A 15342-nucleotide genomic window follows, 5' to 3' on the forward strand; every position below is an offset into this window, starting at 1 on the left:
AAGAGAGCCTTGCGGGCTCGGCCTTTGGAAACGACACCATGAAGATCCTGACACAGACCCTGGCCCTCGGTGCCTGCGCTGCCCTGACCCTGGCTTGCGGAGCTCCGGCGATGGCTCAGGATCACGCGCATCACGGGCATGCCGCACATGGCCATGCCCATGCCGACTTCCAGTCCGGCCGGTTCCATGTCCGGGTGGACGGGCTTGAGGGCGGCCCCGACATCATCCTGATCCCCGGTCTGTCGTCGTCGCCAGAGGTCTGGGACGGCCTGACCGAACAGCTGAAGGGCCGCTATCGCGTCCACCGCATCCACGTCCAGGGCTTTGCCGGGGCCCCGGCCATGGACAATGCCCAAGGCGAGACCCCCGCGCCGGTCGCCGCGCCGGTGGCCGAGGACATCGCCCGGTACATTGCCGAACAAGGGCTGGATAAGCCTGCCGTCATCGGTCACTCGATGGGCGGCACCATGGCCATGATGCTGGCCGCCCGCCATCCCGACAGCGTGGGCAAGCTGATGGTGGTGGACATGATCCCCTTCATGGGCGCGATGTTCGGGGCGCCGGGCACCACGGCCGAGTCCGTCATCCCGACCGCCGACATGATCTATCGCGGCATGCGCAGCGCCGCCCCCGAAGTCTATCAGGCCCAGGCAGCCCAGGCCGTCACCGGCATGATCGCCACCGAGTCCCTCAGGGCCGGTCCGTTGCAGGACGTCGCCACCAGCGACCAGGCCGTGTCCTCCGCCGCCTATCGCGAACTGATCGTGACCGATCTTCGCCCCGAACTGGGCCGGATCACTGCCCCCACGCGCGTCCTGTATGTGAAGTTCAATGATCCGCGCATGACGCCTGAAATCACCGATGGCATCTACCGCGCCTCGTTCGCGAACCTGCCCTCGGCGACCCTGATCCGCATCGACGACAGCGCGCACTTCATCATGCTGGATCAGCCGGCCCGCTTTGCGGCCGAGGTCGAGGCCTTCCTCGCGGCGGAATAGGGCCGCCTTTCTTTCGGCCGAAACACCGCTCACGCTCGCGTGAGACGCGGGGGGCGTTTCGGATCGGTGTCCGGCAGGCTAAGACAGTCTGGCGCGGGTGATGAGAGGGCGAGCATGGCGGGTTTCGGACGCGGAACGGGAAACGGTGCGGCGGATGGCCCGGCCCAGCCGCGCACGCCGTTGCAGCGCCTGCTGTACTGGACCGCCGTCGTCGGCGTCTGGGGGCTGATCTTCCTGGTCGTCCTGTTCGCCGTCTTTGCACGGGACCTGCCGGATACCTCGGCCCTTTATGAGATCGATCGCCAGCCCTCGATCACCTATCTGGACCGCAATGGTGCCCTGATCGCGGTACGCGGCACCCAGCAGGCCCCGCCCGCCGATCTGGCGGCCCTGCCCGACTATGTCCCCGCCGCCTTCGTGGCGATCGAGGACCGCCGCTTCTGGCACCACCCCGGCTTCGACCCGGTCGGCATGTTCCGCGCCGCCGCCGCCAATATGCGGGCCGGGCGGGTGGTTCAGGGCGGGTCGACGATCACCCAGCAGTTGGCCAAGAACCTGTTCCTGACGCCCGATCAGAACCTGCGACGCAAGGCACAGGAGCTGATCCTGGCCGTCTGGCTGGAACTGAAATTCTCCAAGGAAGAGATTCTCGCCCTCTATCTGAACCGGGTCTATTTCGGCGCGGGCGCTTACGGCATCGAGGCGGCGTCCCAGCGGTATTTCGACAAGCCCGCGACGCGGCTCACCGTCGGCGAGGCGGCCCTGCTGGCCGGCCTTCTGAAGGCCCCGTCCCGCTATTCGCCGGTTTCGGAGCGGGAACGGGCTGCCGCCCGCGCGACCGTCGTTCTGGACGAGATGGAAGAGGCCGGCGTCATCACATCGGAGCAGCGGGCCGAGGCCGTGCTGCGTCCCGTCACCGTGTCGCGCACCCTGGCCAGCCAACATGCCCATTACTTCATCGACTGGCTGGACCAGGAGATCCGGGGCCTGGTCGGTGAGCCGACCGAGGACCTGATCGTCGAGACGACGCTGGACCTGACGCTTCAGACCGAGGCCGAACGGTCGGTGCGCCGCATCCTGGAACGCGACGGGTCCAAGGGGGTCGAACAGGCAGCCCTGGTCGCCCTGGATGGCGAGGGACGGGTGCGCGCCATGATCGGCGGCGCCTCCTATGCCGACAGCCAGTTCAACCGCGCCGTCGACGCTCGGCGCCAGGCGGGATCGGCGTTCAAACCGTTCGTCTATCTGGCGGCGCTGGAGGCTGGCTATACGCCCGAGAGCCGGGTGGTGGACGAGCCGTTCCGCATCGGCTCCTGGTCGCCGCGCAACTATTCCGGCCGCTTCGCCGGCGAGATGAGCCTGGCCAATGCCGTGGCCCAGTCGACAAACACGGTGGCGGCGCGACTGGCCGACGAGGTCGGACGCGACAATGTCTCGCGCGCGGCGCGGCGCCTGGGCATCTCCAGCCGGATCGGCCTGGAACCGGCCATGGCCCTGGGGGCGGTCGAGGTCTCGCCCCTGGAAATGGCCCAGGCCTATGACGCCTTCGCCAACGGCGGTCGCCGGGTCGAGGCCTATGGCATCAGCCGCATCCGAACGCCCCAGGGCCGGGTCATCTATCAGCGCTCGGCGCGCGAGGGCCGCTCGGTCCAGGTCATCAACAATCCGCCGCTCTATTACATGAACCAGATGCTGCGGGGCGTGGTGACCGGCGGCACCGGCACGGGCGTGGCCATCTCGGGCCGTGACATCGCGGGCAAGACGGGCACGACGTCCGATTACAAGGACGCCTGGTTCGTCGGCTACACCGGCGGTTTCGTCACCGCCGTCTGGGTCGGCAAGGACGACAACACGGCCATGCGCGGCGTCACCGGCGGCTCCTCGCCTGCCGCCATCTGGCGCGGCTTCATGACCTCGGCCCTGCCGCGTCTGAACGTCCAGCCCATTCCCGACGGTCCGCCCATGCCCGAAGGCTGGCAGCCGCCCAATCCGGTCGAGGACCTGATTTCCTCCGTCGGCGATCCGTTCGGTGACGTGCCCGAAGGCGAGACGCCGCCTGATAATCCGGCACCCAATCCGGAACTGCCCGTCGTCCGCCCGACCACACCTCAGCCCCAGGCCCCTCGGCCCCAGGCCCCGCCGCGTGATGAGCCCGCGCAGCGGCCAGAACCGGCCCTGCCGCCTGAGAAGAAGGCCGATCCGCTGTTCTTCTGACGCCGATCAGGCGGCCCCGACCCCGTGCAGGGCGGGGCCGTGTTCGCGCAGCCATGCGCGATAGGGGCGGTGGTCACCCACCAGCCGGTGGACCACGGCCCAATAGGCCGGACTGTGATCCGCATGGACCAGATGGGCCACTTCGTGCGCGGCCAGATAGTCGATGACCTCCGGCGGGGCCATGACCACGCGCCACGAGTATCGAATGGTTCGGTTGTGCGGGCTGCACGAGCCCCAGCGCGATTTCGGATCGCCGATCGAGACCTTGACCGGCCGCTGACCCAGGGCGTCCAGATGGACCTGGGTGCGGGCCACCAGCACCTGCCGGGCCTCGCGTTTCAGCAGGGTCAGAACGCGCCGGACATAGGCCTCGCCCGTTCCGCCCGAGACGATCAGTGGCCCTTGAACGTCGTGCGTCAGCCGGGCCGCCGTGCTGCCCGGCCCGGCCACCAGCCGTGTCGGACGCCCGAACAGGTCCAGTATTTGACCGGGTTCCAGCGGTGATCGTTCGGCCCGGTGCGACAGGCGCTCAGCGATCCAGGCGGACTTGGTGCGCGCAAAGGCGACGGCCTGGTCCAGGCGCCGCTCGCTGGGTGCCACCAGGACGGCCTCGCCCTGACGGGCATCGATGCGGATGGAGATGCGGCGCGCGCGGGGATTGACCGACAGCCGAACCGGATTGCCGTCAAGCGGCAGTCGCTGGCCGTTCCGATAGAGGGTCGTCGCCGGCCGTTGAAACATCATCGCCAATGTCGCCGATCGCGCTGCTGCGGGCAATGAAGTCTCGCACGCGCGGATAGATTTCGGTCTCGAACCGTCGCCCGTTGAAGACACCATAGTGGCCGACGTCCGGCTGGACATGCAGCACCCGCCGATCGTCGGGAATATTGGGTGTCAGGACGTGAGCGGCCTGGGTCTGGCCGACGCCGGAGATGTCGTCCTTTTCCCCTTCGACGGTCATCAGGGCGATGTCCGTGATGGCCGCCAGATCGACCCGGCGACCCCGGTGCTCCAGCTCGCCCTTCGCCAGCAGGTGGCGCTGGAACACGATGTCGATGGTCTGGAGATAGAACTCCTCGCTCAGATCCAGCACCGACAGGTATTCGTCGTAGAATTCCTCGTGCTTTTCGGTCGCGCTGCCGTCGCCCTGAACCAGGTTCTGGAAATAGCGGCGATGGGCGTCCAGGTGCTTTTCCTCGTTCATGGACATGAAGCTGTAGAGCTGGACGAACCCCGGATACACCCGCCGTCCGAACCCCGGATAGGGCCAGGGGACGGTGTGGATCATGTTGGACCGGAACCAGGTGAAGGGCTTGGCCTCTGCCAGCTGGTTGGTCACGGTCGGCGACAGGCGCGCATCGATCGGCGAGCCCATGAAGGTCATCGAGGCCGGACGGCAGGGATCCTCATCCTCGGCCATCAGGGCGGCGGCGGCCAGGACCGGCGGGCCCGGCTGGCAGACACCGACCACATGTGTGCCCGGTCCGATGGCCGACAGCATGTCGCGGACGTGGTCGATATAGTCGAAGAAGTCGAACCGCCCTTCCAGCATGGGCACCTGCCGGGCGTTCACCCAGTCGGTCACATAGACGTCGTGGTCCGCCAGAAAGGTCTCGACCGTGCCGCGCAGCAGGGTGGCATAGTGACCCGACAGAGGTGCCACGATCAGGACGGCAGGCCCGTCTGCCGGTTTGCCGGCGCGCTCCAGGTCCTCGGGGTTGCGGACGAAGCGAACCAGTCGGCACCAGGCCGAGGTCCAGACCACTTCCTCGGTCGTGCGGACAGGCCGGTCGGCCACGGTGACGACATCCAGCCGCCAGGCCGGCTTGCCATAGCGACGGGTCAGCCCCTCGAACAGCTCAGCGGATGCATAGGCCGTTCGGCCGATGGCCGTGTCGGAAGCCAGATTGAAGGGAGAGGACCAGAACTCGCGGGCCAGCTGGGCCCCGAACCGGAACGGCATCGCCGAGTGATAGGCGAGCTCGTGAAGCGAATAGAGCATGAATGTCCGTCTGACGGCCGCAGCCTTTGCCGCAGGGCAACATAGAACGCCCCGCACTGCAAAAGGATTATCATCGGATCGTGAAATCGTGACCCGATGCCTGTGACCGCTCTATTCCTCGCGCCGCCGGCGCTGGCCGAAGGTTGGTGCTGCCGCCTTCTGTTCGGCCCAATAGGCAGCGCCATCGCGCGGCTTGAACATGGTCCGGGGCGTGCCATTGCGGGCCACGACGGCAAAGGTGTTGGTGCTGGCCTGATAGTAGAGCTTGTCGCCATTGGGCCGTTCCACCATCTCGGCATCGGCGGGCGGATTGCCGGTAAAGGCGGTCAACTTGGCCAGATAGTCCTCGGCCGACCGGGCCCCGAAATCGGCACCGTTGGTGTCGAACAGACGCTGAACCTTGGCATCGACGGTTTCTCTGCGATTGCCGGTGACGACGGTGCGCGCCGCCGGGGCCGTGTCCAGGGACGCCGCCGTTTCGGGGGCCGGACCTGAGGTCAGGGCCACGCCACCGGCTGCTTCCACCGCGCGATCGCGCGTCTGGACCGCCGATCCGCCGTTGTCGCAACCCGTCACCAACAGGGCGATCAGACCAAAGGCCGTCGCCGTCATACCGCCACGCATTCAACCCTCCCGTGCAAAACCCGCCGAACGCAGTTAGTCACACGCTGATCGTTCTTGCAATGTTCTTTTTTGCGCCGATCGGTCCGGTCCGCTACACCCGCCGAATGTCCGCACTGTCCGAACGCAAGATCCTGCTGATCGTCGGGGGTGGCATCGCCGCCTACAAGGCGCTGGAGCTTGTGCGCCTGATCCGCAAGGCCGGGGGCCAGGTCCGGACGGTGCTGACCCACGGCGGCAGCCAGTTCGTTACCCCCCTGTCGCTGGCGGCCCTGACCGGTCATCCGGTGCACCAGGCCCTGTTCTCACCCGAGGACGAGACAACCATGGGCCATATCGAGCTGTCGCGCTGGGCCGATCTTGTGGTGGTGGCACCGGCCACTGCGGGCCTGATCGCCAAGGCCGCCCACGGCATGGCCGACGACCTGGCCTCCACCACCCTTCTGGCCACGGACAAGCGGGTGCTGCTGGCCCCGGCGATGAACGTCCGCATGTGGCTCCACCCGGCGGTCCAGGCCAATGTGCAACGCCTGACGGGGTTCGAGGGCCTGCACGGCATGACCGTGGTCGGCCCCGACGACGGAGAGATGGCCTGCGGCGAGTTCGGGCCGGGCCGTATGGCTGAACCCGCCGCTATCCTGGAAGCGATCCAGGGCTTGCTGGCCGGCACCGCCGGTCGTCCCCTGGCCGGACGCCGCGCCGTGGTCACAGCCGGGCCGACCTTCGAGCCGATCGATCCGGTGCGGGGCCTGACCAACCGGTCCAGCGGCAAACAGGGCTATGCCATCGCCGCGGCCCTGGCCGAGCGGGGGGCGGAGGTCACCTTGGTTTCGGGCCCGGTGGCCCTGGCTGTGCCGCCCGGCGTGAACCGGGTGTCTGTCGAAACGGCGGTCCAGATGCAGGCGGCGGTCGAGGCCGTCCTGTCCGATCCGGCCGGGCCTGCAGACATCGCGGTGATGAGTGCCGCCGTCGCCGACTGGCGGATCGACACGGTCGCAGGCGGCAAGATCAAGAAGGCACCGGGCGGCCCGCCGACCTTCAGCCTGATCGAAAACCCCGACATCCTGGCCGGGGTCTCCGCGCCCGGCCCCCTTCGCCCGGCCCTCGTGGTCGGTTTCGCCGCCGAGACGACAGACCTGGAAGCCAACGCCCGTGCCAAGCTGTCGCGCAAGGGCTGTGACTGGATCGTCGGCAACGATGTCTCGGCCGATGTCTTCGGAGCCGAGGCCAATGCCGTGACCCTGTTCCGCCGGGACGGCACGACACAGACTTGGGCGCGTCAGTCCAAGACGGCGGTGGCCCAGGCTCTGGCCGACCGCATCGCCGACCATTTCAACGCCTGAAAGATCCATAACCCATGACGACCGTCCGCTTCCTGCGCCTGGACCATGCCCATGACCTGCCGCTTCCGGCCTATGAGACGGCGGGTTCGGCGGGCATGGACCTGAGGGCCGCCGTGCCGCACGAGTCGCCGCTGACCCTGCCGCCGGGCGGGCGGGCGCTTGTCCCCACGGGTCTGAAGATGGCGCTGGATCACGGCTATGAGGCCCAGGTCCGGCCGCGGTCGGGCCTGGCGCTGAAACACGGCATCACCTGCCTGAACAGTCCGGGCACCATCGATGCCGACTATCGCGGCGAGGTCGGCGTGATCCTGATCAACCACGGCGACGAGCCCTTTGTGATCCGGCGCGGTGAACGCATTGCCCAGATGGTCATCGCCGCGGTGGCCCAGGCGACCGTCGCCGAGGTCGAAGGCCTGGACGACACGGCGCGTGGCACCGGCGGTTTCGGCTCTACCGGTCGCTAGCCGCGCGACCTGTCCCCCTAGGGTACGTGGGCGTCCAGTTCGTCCAGCCATACCCGCGCATTGCCGTCCGACGGCGCGCGCCAGTCGCCCCGCGGCGACAGGGAGCCGCCGGTCACCACCTTGGGCCCATTGGGCAGGGCCGAGCGCTTGAACTGGCTGGTGGCAAAGAAACGCACCAGGAATTTGCGCAGCCAGGCCTTGATGGTCGCCAGGTCATATTCGACCCTCTCCTCGTCCGGCGTGTTGGCGGGCCAGTGACCGCTGGAGGCATCGCTCCAGGCCTGATGCGCCAGGAAGGCGACCTTGGACGGCGCGGTGCCGAACCGGGTGACGTGGAACAGGAAGAAGTCGTTCAGCGCATAGGGGCCGACCGTCCCCTCGGTCGACTGGATCTTGCCGTCGGCGCCGGCGGGCACCAGTTCGGGCGAGATTTCGGTGTCGAGGATGGCCTGCAGCACACCGGCCGCCCCGGCCATGTCCTCGCGATGGGCCACCCAGCGGATCAGGTGCCGGATCAGCGTCTTGGCCACCCCGCCGTTGACGTTGTAGTGGCTCATATGGTCGCCGACGCCATAGGTGGCCCAGCCCAGGGCCAGTTCGGACAGATCGCCGGTCCCCAGCACCAGGGCCCGGTTCTGATTGGCCAGGCGGAACAGATAGTCGGTTCTCAGCCCCGCCTGGACGTTCTCGAAAGTGATGTCGTGGACCGGCTCGCCGTCCGCGAACGGATGGCCGATGTCCTTCAGCATCTGTTCGGCGGCGGGGCGGATATCCAGTTCACTGCCCGTGACGCCCAGGGCCGTCATCAGGGCCCAGGCATTGGCCTTGGTCCCGTCGGAGGTCGCGAACCCCGGCATCGTATAGGCCAGGATGTCGCTGCGCGGCAGGTCCAGCCGGTCGAAGGCGCGGCAGGCGACCAACAGGGCCTGGGTCGAATCCAGTCCGCCGGACACCCCGATGACCAGTCGCTTCGTTCCCGTCGCGGTCAGGCGCCGCATCAGCCCCTGAACCTGGATGTTGAAGGCCTCGAAACAGTCCTGGTCCAGTCGCGCCGGATCGTCCGGCACGAAGGGGAAGCGATCAAGGGGGCGGATCAGATCGCCTGTCGCGGTGCTCTCGCCGGCATCGAACGGCACGATCGTGGCCGCCTCGCCCTCCTGCCGGGCGCAGTCGGCAAAGGTGCCGTTCCGCAGCCGGTCCAGCCCGATCCGTCCGACATCGACATCGGCCACCGTCAATTGCGAGGTCATGGCGAACCGCTCGCTTTCGGCGAGCCTTGCCCCCAGTTCGTGGATGGTGGCCTGGCCGTCCCAGCCCAGATCGGTGGTGCTCTCACCCCAGCCGGAGGCTGAGAACACATAGGCGGCCATCGCGCGCATCGATTGACTGGCACACAGGACGGCGCGTTCCTCCGCCTTGCCGATGACGATGTTGGAGGCCGACAGGTTGCACAGGATGCGGGCTCCGGCCAGGGCCGCACGGGTGGACGGCGGCAGAGGGGCCCAGAAGTCCTCGCAGATCTCGACCGCAAAGACGAAACCGGGCCGGTTGGTCGCCTCGAAGATCAGACCCGGCGCGAAATCCACCGTCTCGCCGTTCAGAACGACCGTGTCCTCGCTGCGGGCCCCGGACGGGGCAAACCAGCGTTTCTCGTAATATTCCCGATAGTTGGGCAGAAAGGTCTTGGGCACGACGCCCAGTACTTCGCCCCCGCCCAGCACCACGGCGCAGTTGAACAGGGCGTCGCCATTTCGGATCGGGGCCCCGATCACGGCGATCACGCCGGTTTCGGCCGTCACCTGGGCCAGCCGGGCGATCTGGCGCTCGACCTCGACCAGCAGGGCATCCTGCATCAGAAGGTCATCGATGGCATAGGCGGTCAGGCTGAGTTCCGGAAAGACGATCAGGTCCACCCCCTGCTCGCCCGCCTGGCCGATCAGGGCCTCATGTTCTGCGGCATTGGCCACCGGATCGGCGATGTGCACCAGCGGCGTCGCGGCGGCGACCCGCACGAAGCTGTGGGTCCGGGCCGAATGAAAGGGGTGGGTCTTGGACATCAGATCTTCCGCTCATCCCCGCGACAGCGAGGACCCGGTCCTTTCGTAAGGCAAACCGGTCGGGTTCGCCATTCAGAGCAACGCCACAGGACAGGTGCGATAACGGGTGACGCTGCCCCGAGGCCCGGCTAAACCCACACCATGACCGACGCCCCCAAGAAAGGCTGGTTCTCGCGCCTGAGCGAGGGCCTGTCGCGATCCTCCCGGCAGATGACCGAACAGGTCGTCTCCGCCTTCGTCAAGGAACCGCTCAGCGAAGCGGCCCTGCAAGGGCTGGAGGAGCATCTGCTGGAAAGTGACCTGGGCCCCCGGGCCACAGACCGGATCGTCGCAAGGTTCCGGGAATTGCGCTTTGCGGCAGGAGCCAACGAGCTTGAGGTCAAGGAAGCTCTGGCCGAGGCCGTGGCCGCAGAACTGATCGGGCACCAGGCGCGCTATGCGCCGCTGGAAGGGCCCCGGCCCTTCGTCACCCTGTTCGTCGGGGTCAATGGCTCGGGCAAGACGACGACCCTGGGCAAGATCGCCTCGGACCTGACGGCCCAGGGGGCCAAGGTCATGATCGTCGCCGCCGACACCTTCCGGGCCGCCGCCCGCGAACAGTTGAAGGTGTGGGCCGAGCGGGCCGGGGCCGACTTCGAAAGTCGCCGCGACGGGGCCGACCCGGCCGGCTTGGCCTTCGATGCCTATACCAAGGCGCGGGCCGAGAATTACGACGTCGTCCTGATCGATACGGCCGGACGGTTGCAGAACAAGTCCGCCCTGATGGACGAACTGCTCAAGATCGTTCGCGTGCTGAAGAAGATCGATCCGGACGCCCCGCATGAGACGCTCCTGGTCCTGGACGCCACGGTGGGCCGCAATGCCCTGGCCCAGGAACAGATCTTTGGCCGCACGGCCTATGTCTCCGGCCTGGTGATGACCAAGCTGGATGGCACGGCCCGCGGCGGCGTCCTGGTGCCCGTGGCCCAGGCGTCCGACGCCCCGATCAAGCTGATCGGGGTGGGCGAGGGGGTCGACGACTTGCAACCTTTCGACGCCCGCGCCTTTTCACGTTCCCTGGTGGGGCTGGAGAACTGACCATGACCGAGGTTGAGGCCACAGCTGCCCCCAATCGCCAGTGGATCCGCCAGGCCGTTGATTTCGGGGCGCTGGTCGCCTTCGGGGCGGCCTATATCGTGCACCGGGCGCGCGGGCTGGAGGGCGGCGAGGCCCTGGTTCAGGCGACCTGGGTGCTGGTCGCCGCCTCGGCGATCGCCCTGATCGTCGGCTATCTGGTGGAGCGGCGCCTGGCCCCCCTGCCGCTTCTGGCGGGCGGCTTTGCCCTGATCTTCGGCGTTCTGACGCTCTTTTTCCACGATCCGTCGGTGCTGAAGATCAAGCTGAGCATCCAGAACGGCCTGTTGGCCGCGATCCTGCTGGGGTCGCTGCCGCTGAAGAAATATCCGTTCAAATATCTGCTGGGGGATTCCATTCGCGTTACCGACGCAGCCTGGCGGACCCTGACCCTGCGCTACGGCCTGTATTTTGCGGCCATCGCCATCACCAACGAGATTGTCTGGCGCAACTACAGCGACGACACCTGGGTCGCGTTCCGGGGCATCATCTGGATCGCAGCCTGCGTCTTCGGCCTGGCCCAGGTGCCCTTCATCCTGAAGAATCTGATCAAGGACGAAGCGCCCGCCGTGCCCGGACCAACCTCGCCCGATCCCGGACTTTAGCCGACGCGGACGGAAGGCCTGTCGTCAAATCGTAAAGGGCCCCTGATAACTGTCCGTGCGCGAACGCATGGGGACACGCTCAGATGGTCAAATCCGGGAAACAGGCGCGCCGGGCGGGGGCTCTGGCCGATTCGCCCAGTCACCTGATGCACCGCGCGCTGCAGCTGGCGCTGGACATCTATGCCGAGGAAATGGGGCCAAGCGGCCTGACCCAGCGCCAGTTCGCCGTGCTGGAGGCGGTTTCGGCGAAGTCGGGCCTGACCCAGACCGACCTCGTCCGGGCGACGGGCATCGATCGCTCGACCCTGGCCGATCTGGTCTCGCGCATGACCACAAAGGGGCTGCTGGAGCGGGAGCGTTCGACCCTGGACGCTCGCGCCAAGGCCGTCCGTCTGTCGCCGTCAGGAACCGAGGCGCTGGAGACCGCACGTCCCCGCGTCGTCGCCGCCGACAAACGCATCATGGCTCTGTTGCCCAAGAACAAGCGCGACGGCTTCCTTGAACTGCTGGGTGAGTTGGGGGCCGCGGCCGATGCCGCCCCCGAGCAGGCCAAGACCGAGGCCAAGGCCTTGAAGAAGGCCCAGAAGGAAGCCCGCAAGGCTGAAAAGGCCGCGCGCAAGGCCGAGCCCAAGCCCGAAAAGGCCCCCAAGCCGCCCAAGGCCGAAAAAGCGCCCAAGCCCAAGAAGGCCAAGCCCGCGCCGGTGCCGGAAGCCGAACCGGTCGGCTAGACGCGAATATCCAGCAGGCTGCCGGGGCGCGGGTCTCGCTCAGGGCTCGCCGAACGGGTCGGGGCCGCGGTCAGCGGGCTGGGCTGCGGGGTCTGCTGAACCGCCACGGACGGCTCAGCCTGAGCCAGGGCCGCACGAAAAAAGGCTGCCTGTGCCGAACGGACCGCCGCGCCGGGCTCGGGCCGCACGGTCGGCATGGCAGGCAGGTCGGGCCGAATCGAAGACATGCCTCAAGGTTAACGAAACCCGTCTGAAAAGGGTTAACGCCTTATCGCTCCGTCGCGGTCGGCAAGGGGCGGGCCGGGGCCTGCATGGCGTCGACCAGCCGCTGGACGTCCCGTTCGTCGATCAGTGGGCCGGAATGTTTGGCCACGATCCGGCCCATGGCGTCGACGGCGAAGGTCTCGGGCACCCCCGACACGCCCAGGTCCAGCCCGGCCCGTCCCTCGGCATCGACCAGTACCATGGCATAGGGGTCGCCCAGCCGGTCCAGGAAGGCCCGTGTCGCAATCGGATCGTCCTTGTATGCCACCCCGACGATGGCCACGCCCTGAGCCCGCAGCGCCATCAGCTTCGGATGCTCCACCTGGCAGGGGGCACACCAGCTGGCGAACAGATTGACCAGCATCGGGCGTCCGACGCCTGCGGTTTTCAGATCGACCATCCCGGGACCGGCGGTATCGCCCGTCAGCATGGGCAGGACCGTCTCGGGCACCGCCTGACCGACCAGGGCGTCAGGCTTGAATTCGGGATCGCGTTTCAGCGACCAGCCGACGAACAGCACGGCCAGGGCGACCAGCACCACAAGCGGGATCAGGGCCAACCAGCGGTTCATGGCATGCTTGTTTCGGCTGCCGCGCTTCGCGCTACGTGAGCCGGACCCTCGGGGGTGGTCGGGTCGGTGCCGGCCTCCAGCCGCGCCATCTCCGTCTTCCAGCGGCGCGCCGCCGCCACCGCTCGGACGACGATGGCGCCCAGGCCCAGGGCGCTGATCGCCCAGGCGGACCAGACGAAGACGGCATAGGGACTCATGTCCAGATCCAGCATCAGGCCTCCATTGCTCGCCGCGCCCTGAGGGTCATGACCCGTCGCCGCCGCACCTCGGCGCGGATGGCGGTCAGCCAGACGGCCCCGAACAGGGCCCCATAGGCGGCCATCATTACCAGCAGCGGGGCCAGATAGGATGAATCCAGACTGGTCCCCCCCATCCGCAGCAGGCTGGCCGGCTGGTGCAGGGTGTTCCACCAGTCGACCGAGAATTTGACGATGGGCAGGTTGATCAGCCCGACCAGGCCCAGCACGGCCGCGGCCCTGGCGCCCCGCGCCTCGTCATCGATCGCGGACCTCAGGGCCATATAGCCCACGTAAAACAGAAACAGCACCAGAACCGACGTCAGCCGCGCGTCCCACACCCACCAGGTCCCCCACATCGGCTGCCCCCAGAGAGAGCCGGTGACCAGGGCCAGGGCGGTGAAGACCGCCCCCGGCAGGGCCGCCGCCCGCGCTGCCGCATCGGCCAGAACGTGGCGGAACACCAGGCTGAAGAAACTGGCCACGCCCAGTGCCCCATAGGCCATCAGCCCCAGGCTGGCGGCCGGCACATGCACGAACATGATCCGCACCGTGTCGCCCTGCTGATAGTCTTCCGGTGCTGTGAACGACAGCCATGTGCCGACCACCAGCAACAGGCCGGCGACCGCCCACAGCACGGGCGTCAGCGGACGGGTGAACCGCATGAAGCGATCGGGATTGGCCAGGCCGAACATGATGATGGGTCTTTAGCGACCTATTCTCGGCCGCGCTACTTGGGCCCGTGTCGCATGACCCCGGCTATCCCTGGGCGTTGCGGATGGCGGCGGCGGCGGCAAAGGGAGAAATGACGGCCGCGAACAGCACATAGGCACCCAGCAGGGCCATGCCCGACAGGGGGCTGAGGCCCTCGGCCGCCCGGTCCAGGGCCCCCGCACCGAACACCACCGGCGGTATGAACAGGGGCAGCACCACCACCGCGATCAGCAGCCCGCCTCGCCGCGCGCCCAGGGCCAGGGCCGCCCCCATGGCTCCGGTGAAGGCGAAGCCCATCCCGCCGAGCGCCGCCGTCAGACCCGTCAGCACGATCAGGGACGGCGACTGACCCAGGATCAGTGCCGCCAGCGGTGCGGCAAGGGCCAGAGGCAGGCCCGTCGCCAACCATTGGGACAGGGCCTTGATCACCACGACCGTCTCCAGGGGCAGGGGCCCGGTGGTCAGCAAATCCAGCGCCCCGTCTTCCAGGTCACGCTCGAACAGTCGTTCCAGAGACAGCAGCGACGCCAACGCCAGGGCAAGCCAGGTCATGCCCCCGGCAACCGGCCTCAGGACCGCGTCATCCGCCCCCACCGCCAGGGGCAGGATACCGGTCAGGCACAGCAGGAAGCCGCAGGCCAGCAGGGGGCCGCCACCCCCGCCCCAGGCCAGCGACAGCTCGCGCCGCAGCAGGATCGCGACGCCGCTCATCGCCCGCCCCCCAGGTCCAGCGCGCGGGCGGGTATGGGCAGGGGATCATGGACGGCGGCCAGGATCACGCCGCCCCCCTTCAGATGGTCCTGCATCATCGTGCCGACCCGTTCGCGCCAGCGGGCATCCAGCGGACTGAGCGGCTCGTCCAGCAGCCACAGCGCGCGCGGCGCGGCGATCATCCGGGCCAGGGCCAGGCGCCGCCGTTGTCCGGCCGACAGCTTCCTGACCTCCAGGTCCAGCAGGGGCTCCAGCCCCAGGGCCGCGACCGCCGGATCGACATTTTCGCCGCCCAGCCAGCCGGCCTGAAACGCCAGTTCCTCGCGCGCCGTGCGGCCGCCCTTCAGCCCGTCCAGATGGCCCAGCATATGGATGTGCTGCCCCCGCACCGTCTCGGCGTCCAAGGCACCGTCGGGGCCTTCAAAGCCGATCGTCCCCGCTTCGGGCCGGATGAATCTCGCCACGGCCCGCAGAAGACTGGTCTTGCCCGCCCCATTGGCCCCGGTCAGGGCGACGGCCTCGCCCGCCCGTATCGACAGGCTGAGATCGCGGAACAGCAGGCGTTCGCCGCGCATGATCGACAGGCCGGAAAGGGTGAGGGCGGTGATCACGAAGTGCGAACCTTTCGCAATGTCCCTTCACACGTCATGGATACATGGACGAACGGCCCAGCCGGGATTATGAACCCGGTCGCCGCAGCA

The 15342-nt window shown here is 67.9% G+C and carries 17 protein-coding genes; 7 read left to right on the plus strand and 10 right to left on the minus strand.

Annotation, left to right across the window (positions count from 1 at the left end; genetic code table 11):
* Positions 1-38: 38 nt before the first annotated feature.
* Both JIP62_RS10270 and JIP62_RS10275 read left to right on the plus strand, forming a co-directional pair.
* A complete protein-coding gene (locus tag JIP62_RS10270) occupies positions 39-998 on the plus strand; it encodes an alpha/beta fold hydrolase (protein ID WP_201102094.1) in 960 nt (319 codons plus the stop codon).
* 114 nt (positions 999-1112) lie between these two features.
* The gene (locus JIP62_RS10275) at positions 1113-3212 is read left to right on the plus strand and encodes a transglycosylase domain-containing protein (protein ID WP_201102095.1); all 2100 of its coding nucleotides are present in this window, start codon (positions 1113-1115) and stop codon (positions 3210-3212) included.
* A gap of 6 nt (positions 3213-3218) precedes the next feature.
* Here JIP62_RS10275 and JIP62_RS10280 read toward each other — a convergent pair whose 3' ends face one another.
* The 3 genes from JIP62_RS10280 to JIP62_RS10290 form a co-directional block, all read right to left on the minus strand.
* On the minus strand, positions 3219-3956 hold the full coding sequence (locus JIP62_RS10280; RefSeq protein WP_230974728.1) for a M48 family metallopeptidase: 738 nt from the start codon (positions 3954-3956) through the stop codon (positions 3219-3221).
* Entirely contained in the window at positions 3898-5214 is a 1317-nt protein-coding gene (locus JIP62_RS10285) for a polyhydroxyalkanoate depolymerase (RefSeq protein WP_201102096.1), read from the minus strand. The genes JIP62_RS10280 and JIP62_RS10285 overlap by 59 nt, the downstream gene beginning before the upstream one ends.
* 111 nt (positions 5215-5325) lie before the next feature.
* On the minus strand, positions 5326-5838 hold the full coding sequence (locus tag JIP62_RS10290; RefSeq protein ID WP_201102097.1) for an S-type pyocin family protein: 513 nt from the start codon (positions 5836-5838) through the stop codon (positions 5326-5328).
* A 104-nt stretch (positions 5839-5942) separates the two neighbouring features.
* On the opposite strand from JIP62_RS10290, the gene coaBC reads away from it, so the two are divergent.
* Both coaBC and dut read left to right on the plus strand, forming a co-directional pair.
* Entirely contained in the window at positions 5943-7178 is a 1236-nt protein-coding gene (gene coaBC, locus JIP62_RS10295) for a bifunctional phosphopantothenoylcysteine decarboxylase/phosphopantothenate--cysteine ligase CoaBC (protein ID WP_201102098.1), read from the plus strand.
* Between the two features lie 14 nt (positions 7179-7192).
* Complete coding sequence (dut, locus tag JIP62_RS10300) at positions 7193-7642, plus strand: dUTP diphosphatase (protein WP_201102099.1); 450 nt, start codon at positions 7193-7195, stop codon at positions 7640-7642.
* 17 nt (positions 7643-7659) lie between these two features.
* On the opposite strand, the gene JIP62_RS10305 is transcribed toward dut, so the two are convergent.
* Positions 7660-9699 carry an NAD(+) synthase gene (locus JIP62_RS10305; protein WP_201102100.1) on the minus strand — a complete coding sequence of 680 codons (2040 nt, stop codon included), beginning with the start codon at positions 9697-9699 and terminating at the stop codon, positions 7660-7662.
* Positions 9700-9840: 141 nt separating this feature from the next.
* Here JIP62_RS10305 and ftsY point away from each other — a divergent pair, with 141 nt between their 5' ends.
* The 3 genes from ftsY (at position 9841) to JIP62_RS10320 (ending at position 12145) form a co-directional block, all read left to right on the plus strand.
* Positions 9841-10776 (plus strand): signal recognition particle-docking protein FtsY, encoded by a 936-nt coding sequence (ftsY, locus tag JIP62_RS10310; protein ID WP_201102101.1) that lies wholly within the window; start codon positions 9841-9843, stop codon positions 10774-10776.
* Positions 10777-10778: 2 nt separating this feature from the next.
* Entirely contained in the window at positions 10779-11417 is a 639-nt protein-coding gene (locus JIP62_RS10315; protein WP_201102102.1) for an inner membrane-spanning protein YciB, read from the plus strand.
* Positions 11418-11500: 83 nt separating this feature from the next.
* On the plus strand, positions 11501-12145 hold the full coding sequence (locus JIP62_RS10320; RefSeq protein WP_201102103.1) for a MarR family winged helix-turn-helix transcriptional regulator: 645 nt from the start codon (positions 11501-11503) through the stop codon (positions 12143-12145).
* Here the strand turns inward: JIP62_RS10320 and JIP62_RS10325 are convergent.
* The 6 genes from JIP62_RS10325 to ccmA form a co-directional block, all read right to left on the minus strand.
* Positions 12142-12372, minus strand: coding sequence for a hypothetical protein (locus JIP62_RS10325; protein ID WP_201102104.1), 231 nt, complete (start codon positions 12370-12372; stop codon positions 12142-12144). The genes JIP62_RS10320 and JIP62_RS10325 overlap by 4 nt on opposite strands.
* 41 nt (positions 12373-12413) lie before the next feature.
* Entirely contained in the window at positions 12414-12980 is a 567-nt protein-coding gene (locus JIP62_RS10330; protein WP_201102105.1) for a DsbE family thiol:disulfide interchange protein, read from the minus strand.
* Positions 12977-13192, minus strand: a complete 216-nt coding sequence (ccmD, locus tag JIP62_RS10335; protein ID WP_201102106.1) for a heme exporter protein CcmD — start codon at positions 13190-13192, stop codon at positions 12977-12979. Before ccmD ends, JIP62_RS10330 begins: the two co-directional genes overlap by 4 nt.
* Complete coding sequence (locus tag JIP62_RS10340; RefSeq protein ID WP_201102107.1) at positions 13192-13911, minus strand: heme ABC transporter permease; 720 nt, start codon at positions 13909-13911, stop codon at positions 13192-13194. The genes ccmD and JIP62_RS10340 overlap by 1 nt, the downstream gene beginning before the upstream one ends.
* 64 nt (positions 13912-13975) lie before the next feature.
* Positions 13976-14641 (minus strand): heme exporter protein CcmB, encoded by a 666-nt coding sequence (gene ccmB / locus JIP62_RS10345; protein ID WP_201102108.1) that lies wholly within the window; start codon positions 14639-14641, stop codon positions 13976-13978.
* Complete coding sequence (gene ccmA, locus JIP62_RS10350) at positions 14638-15252, minus strand: heme ABC exporter ATP-binding protein CcmA (RefSeq protein WP_201102109.1); 615 nt, start codon at positions 15250-15252, stop codon at positions 14638-14640. Before ccmA ends, ccmB begins: the two co-directional genes overlap by 4 nt.
* Between the last annotated feature and the right edge of the window lie 90 nt (positions 15253-15342).

This window comes from Brevundimonas vitisensis, assembly GCF_016656965.1.
Classification (GTDB): Bacteria; Pseudomonadota; Alphaproteobacteria; order Caulobacterales; family Caulobacteraceae; genus Brevundimonas; species Brevundimonas vitisensis.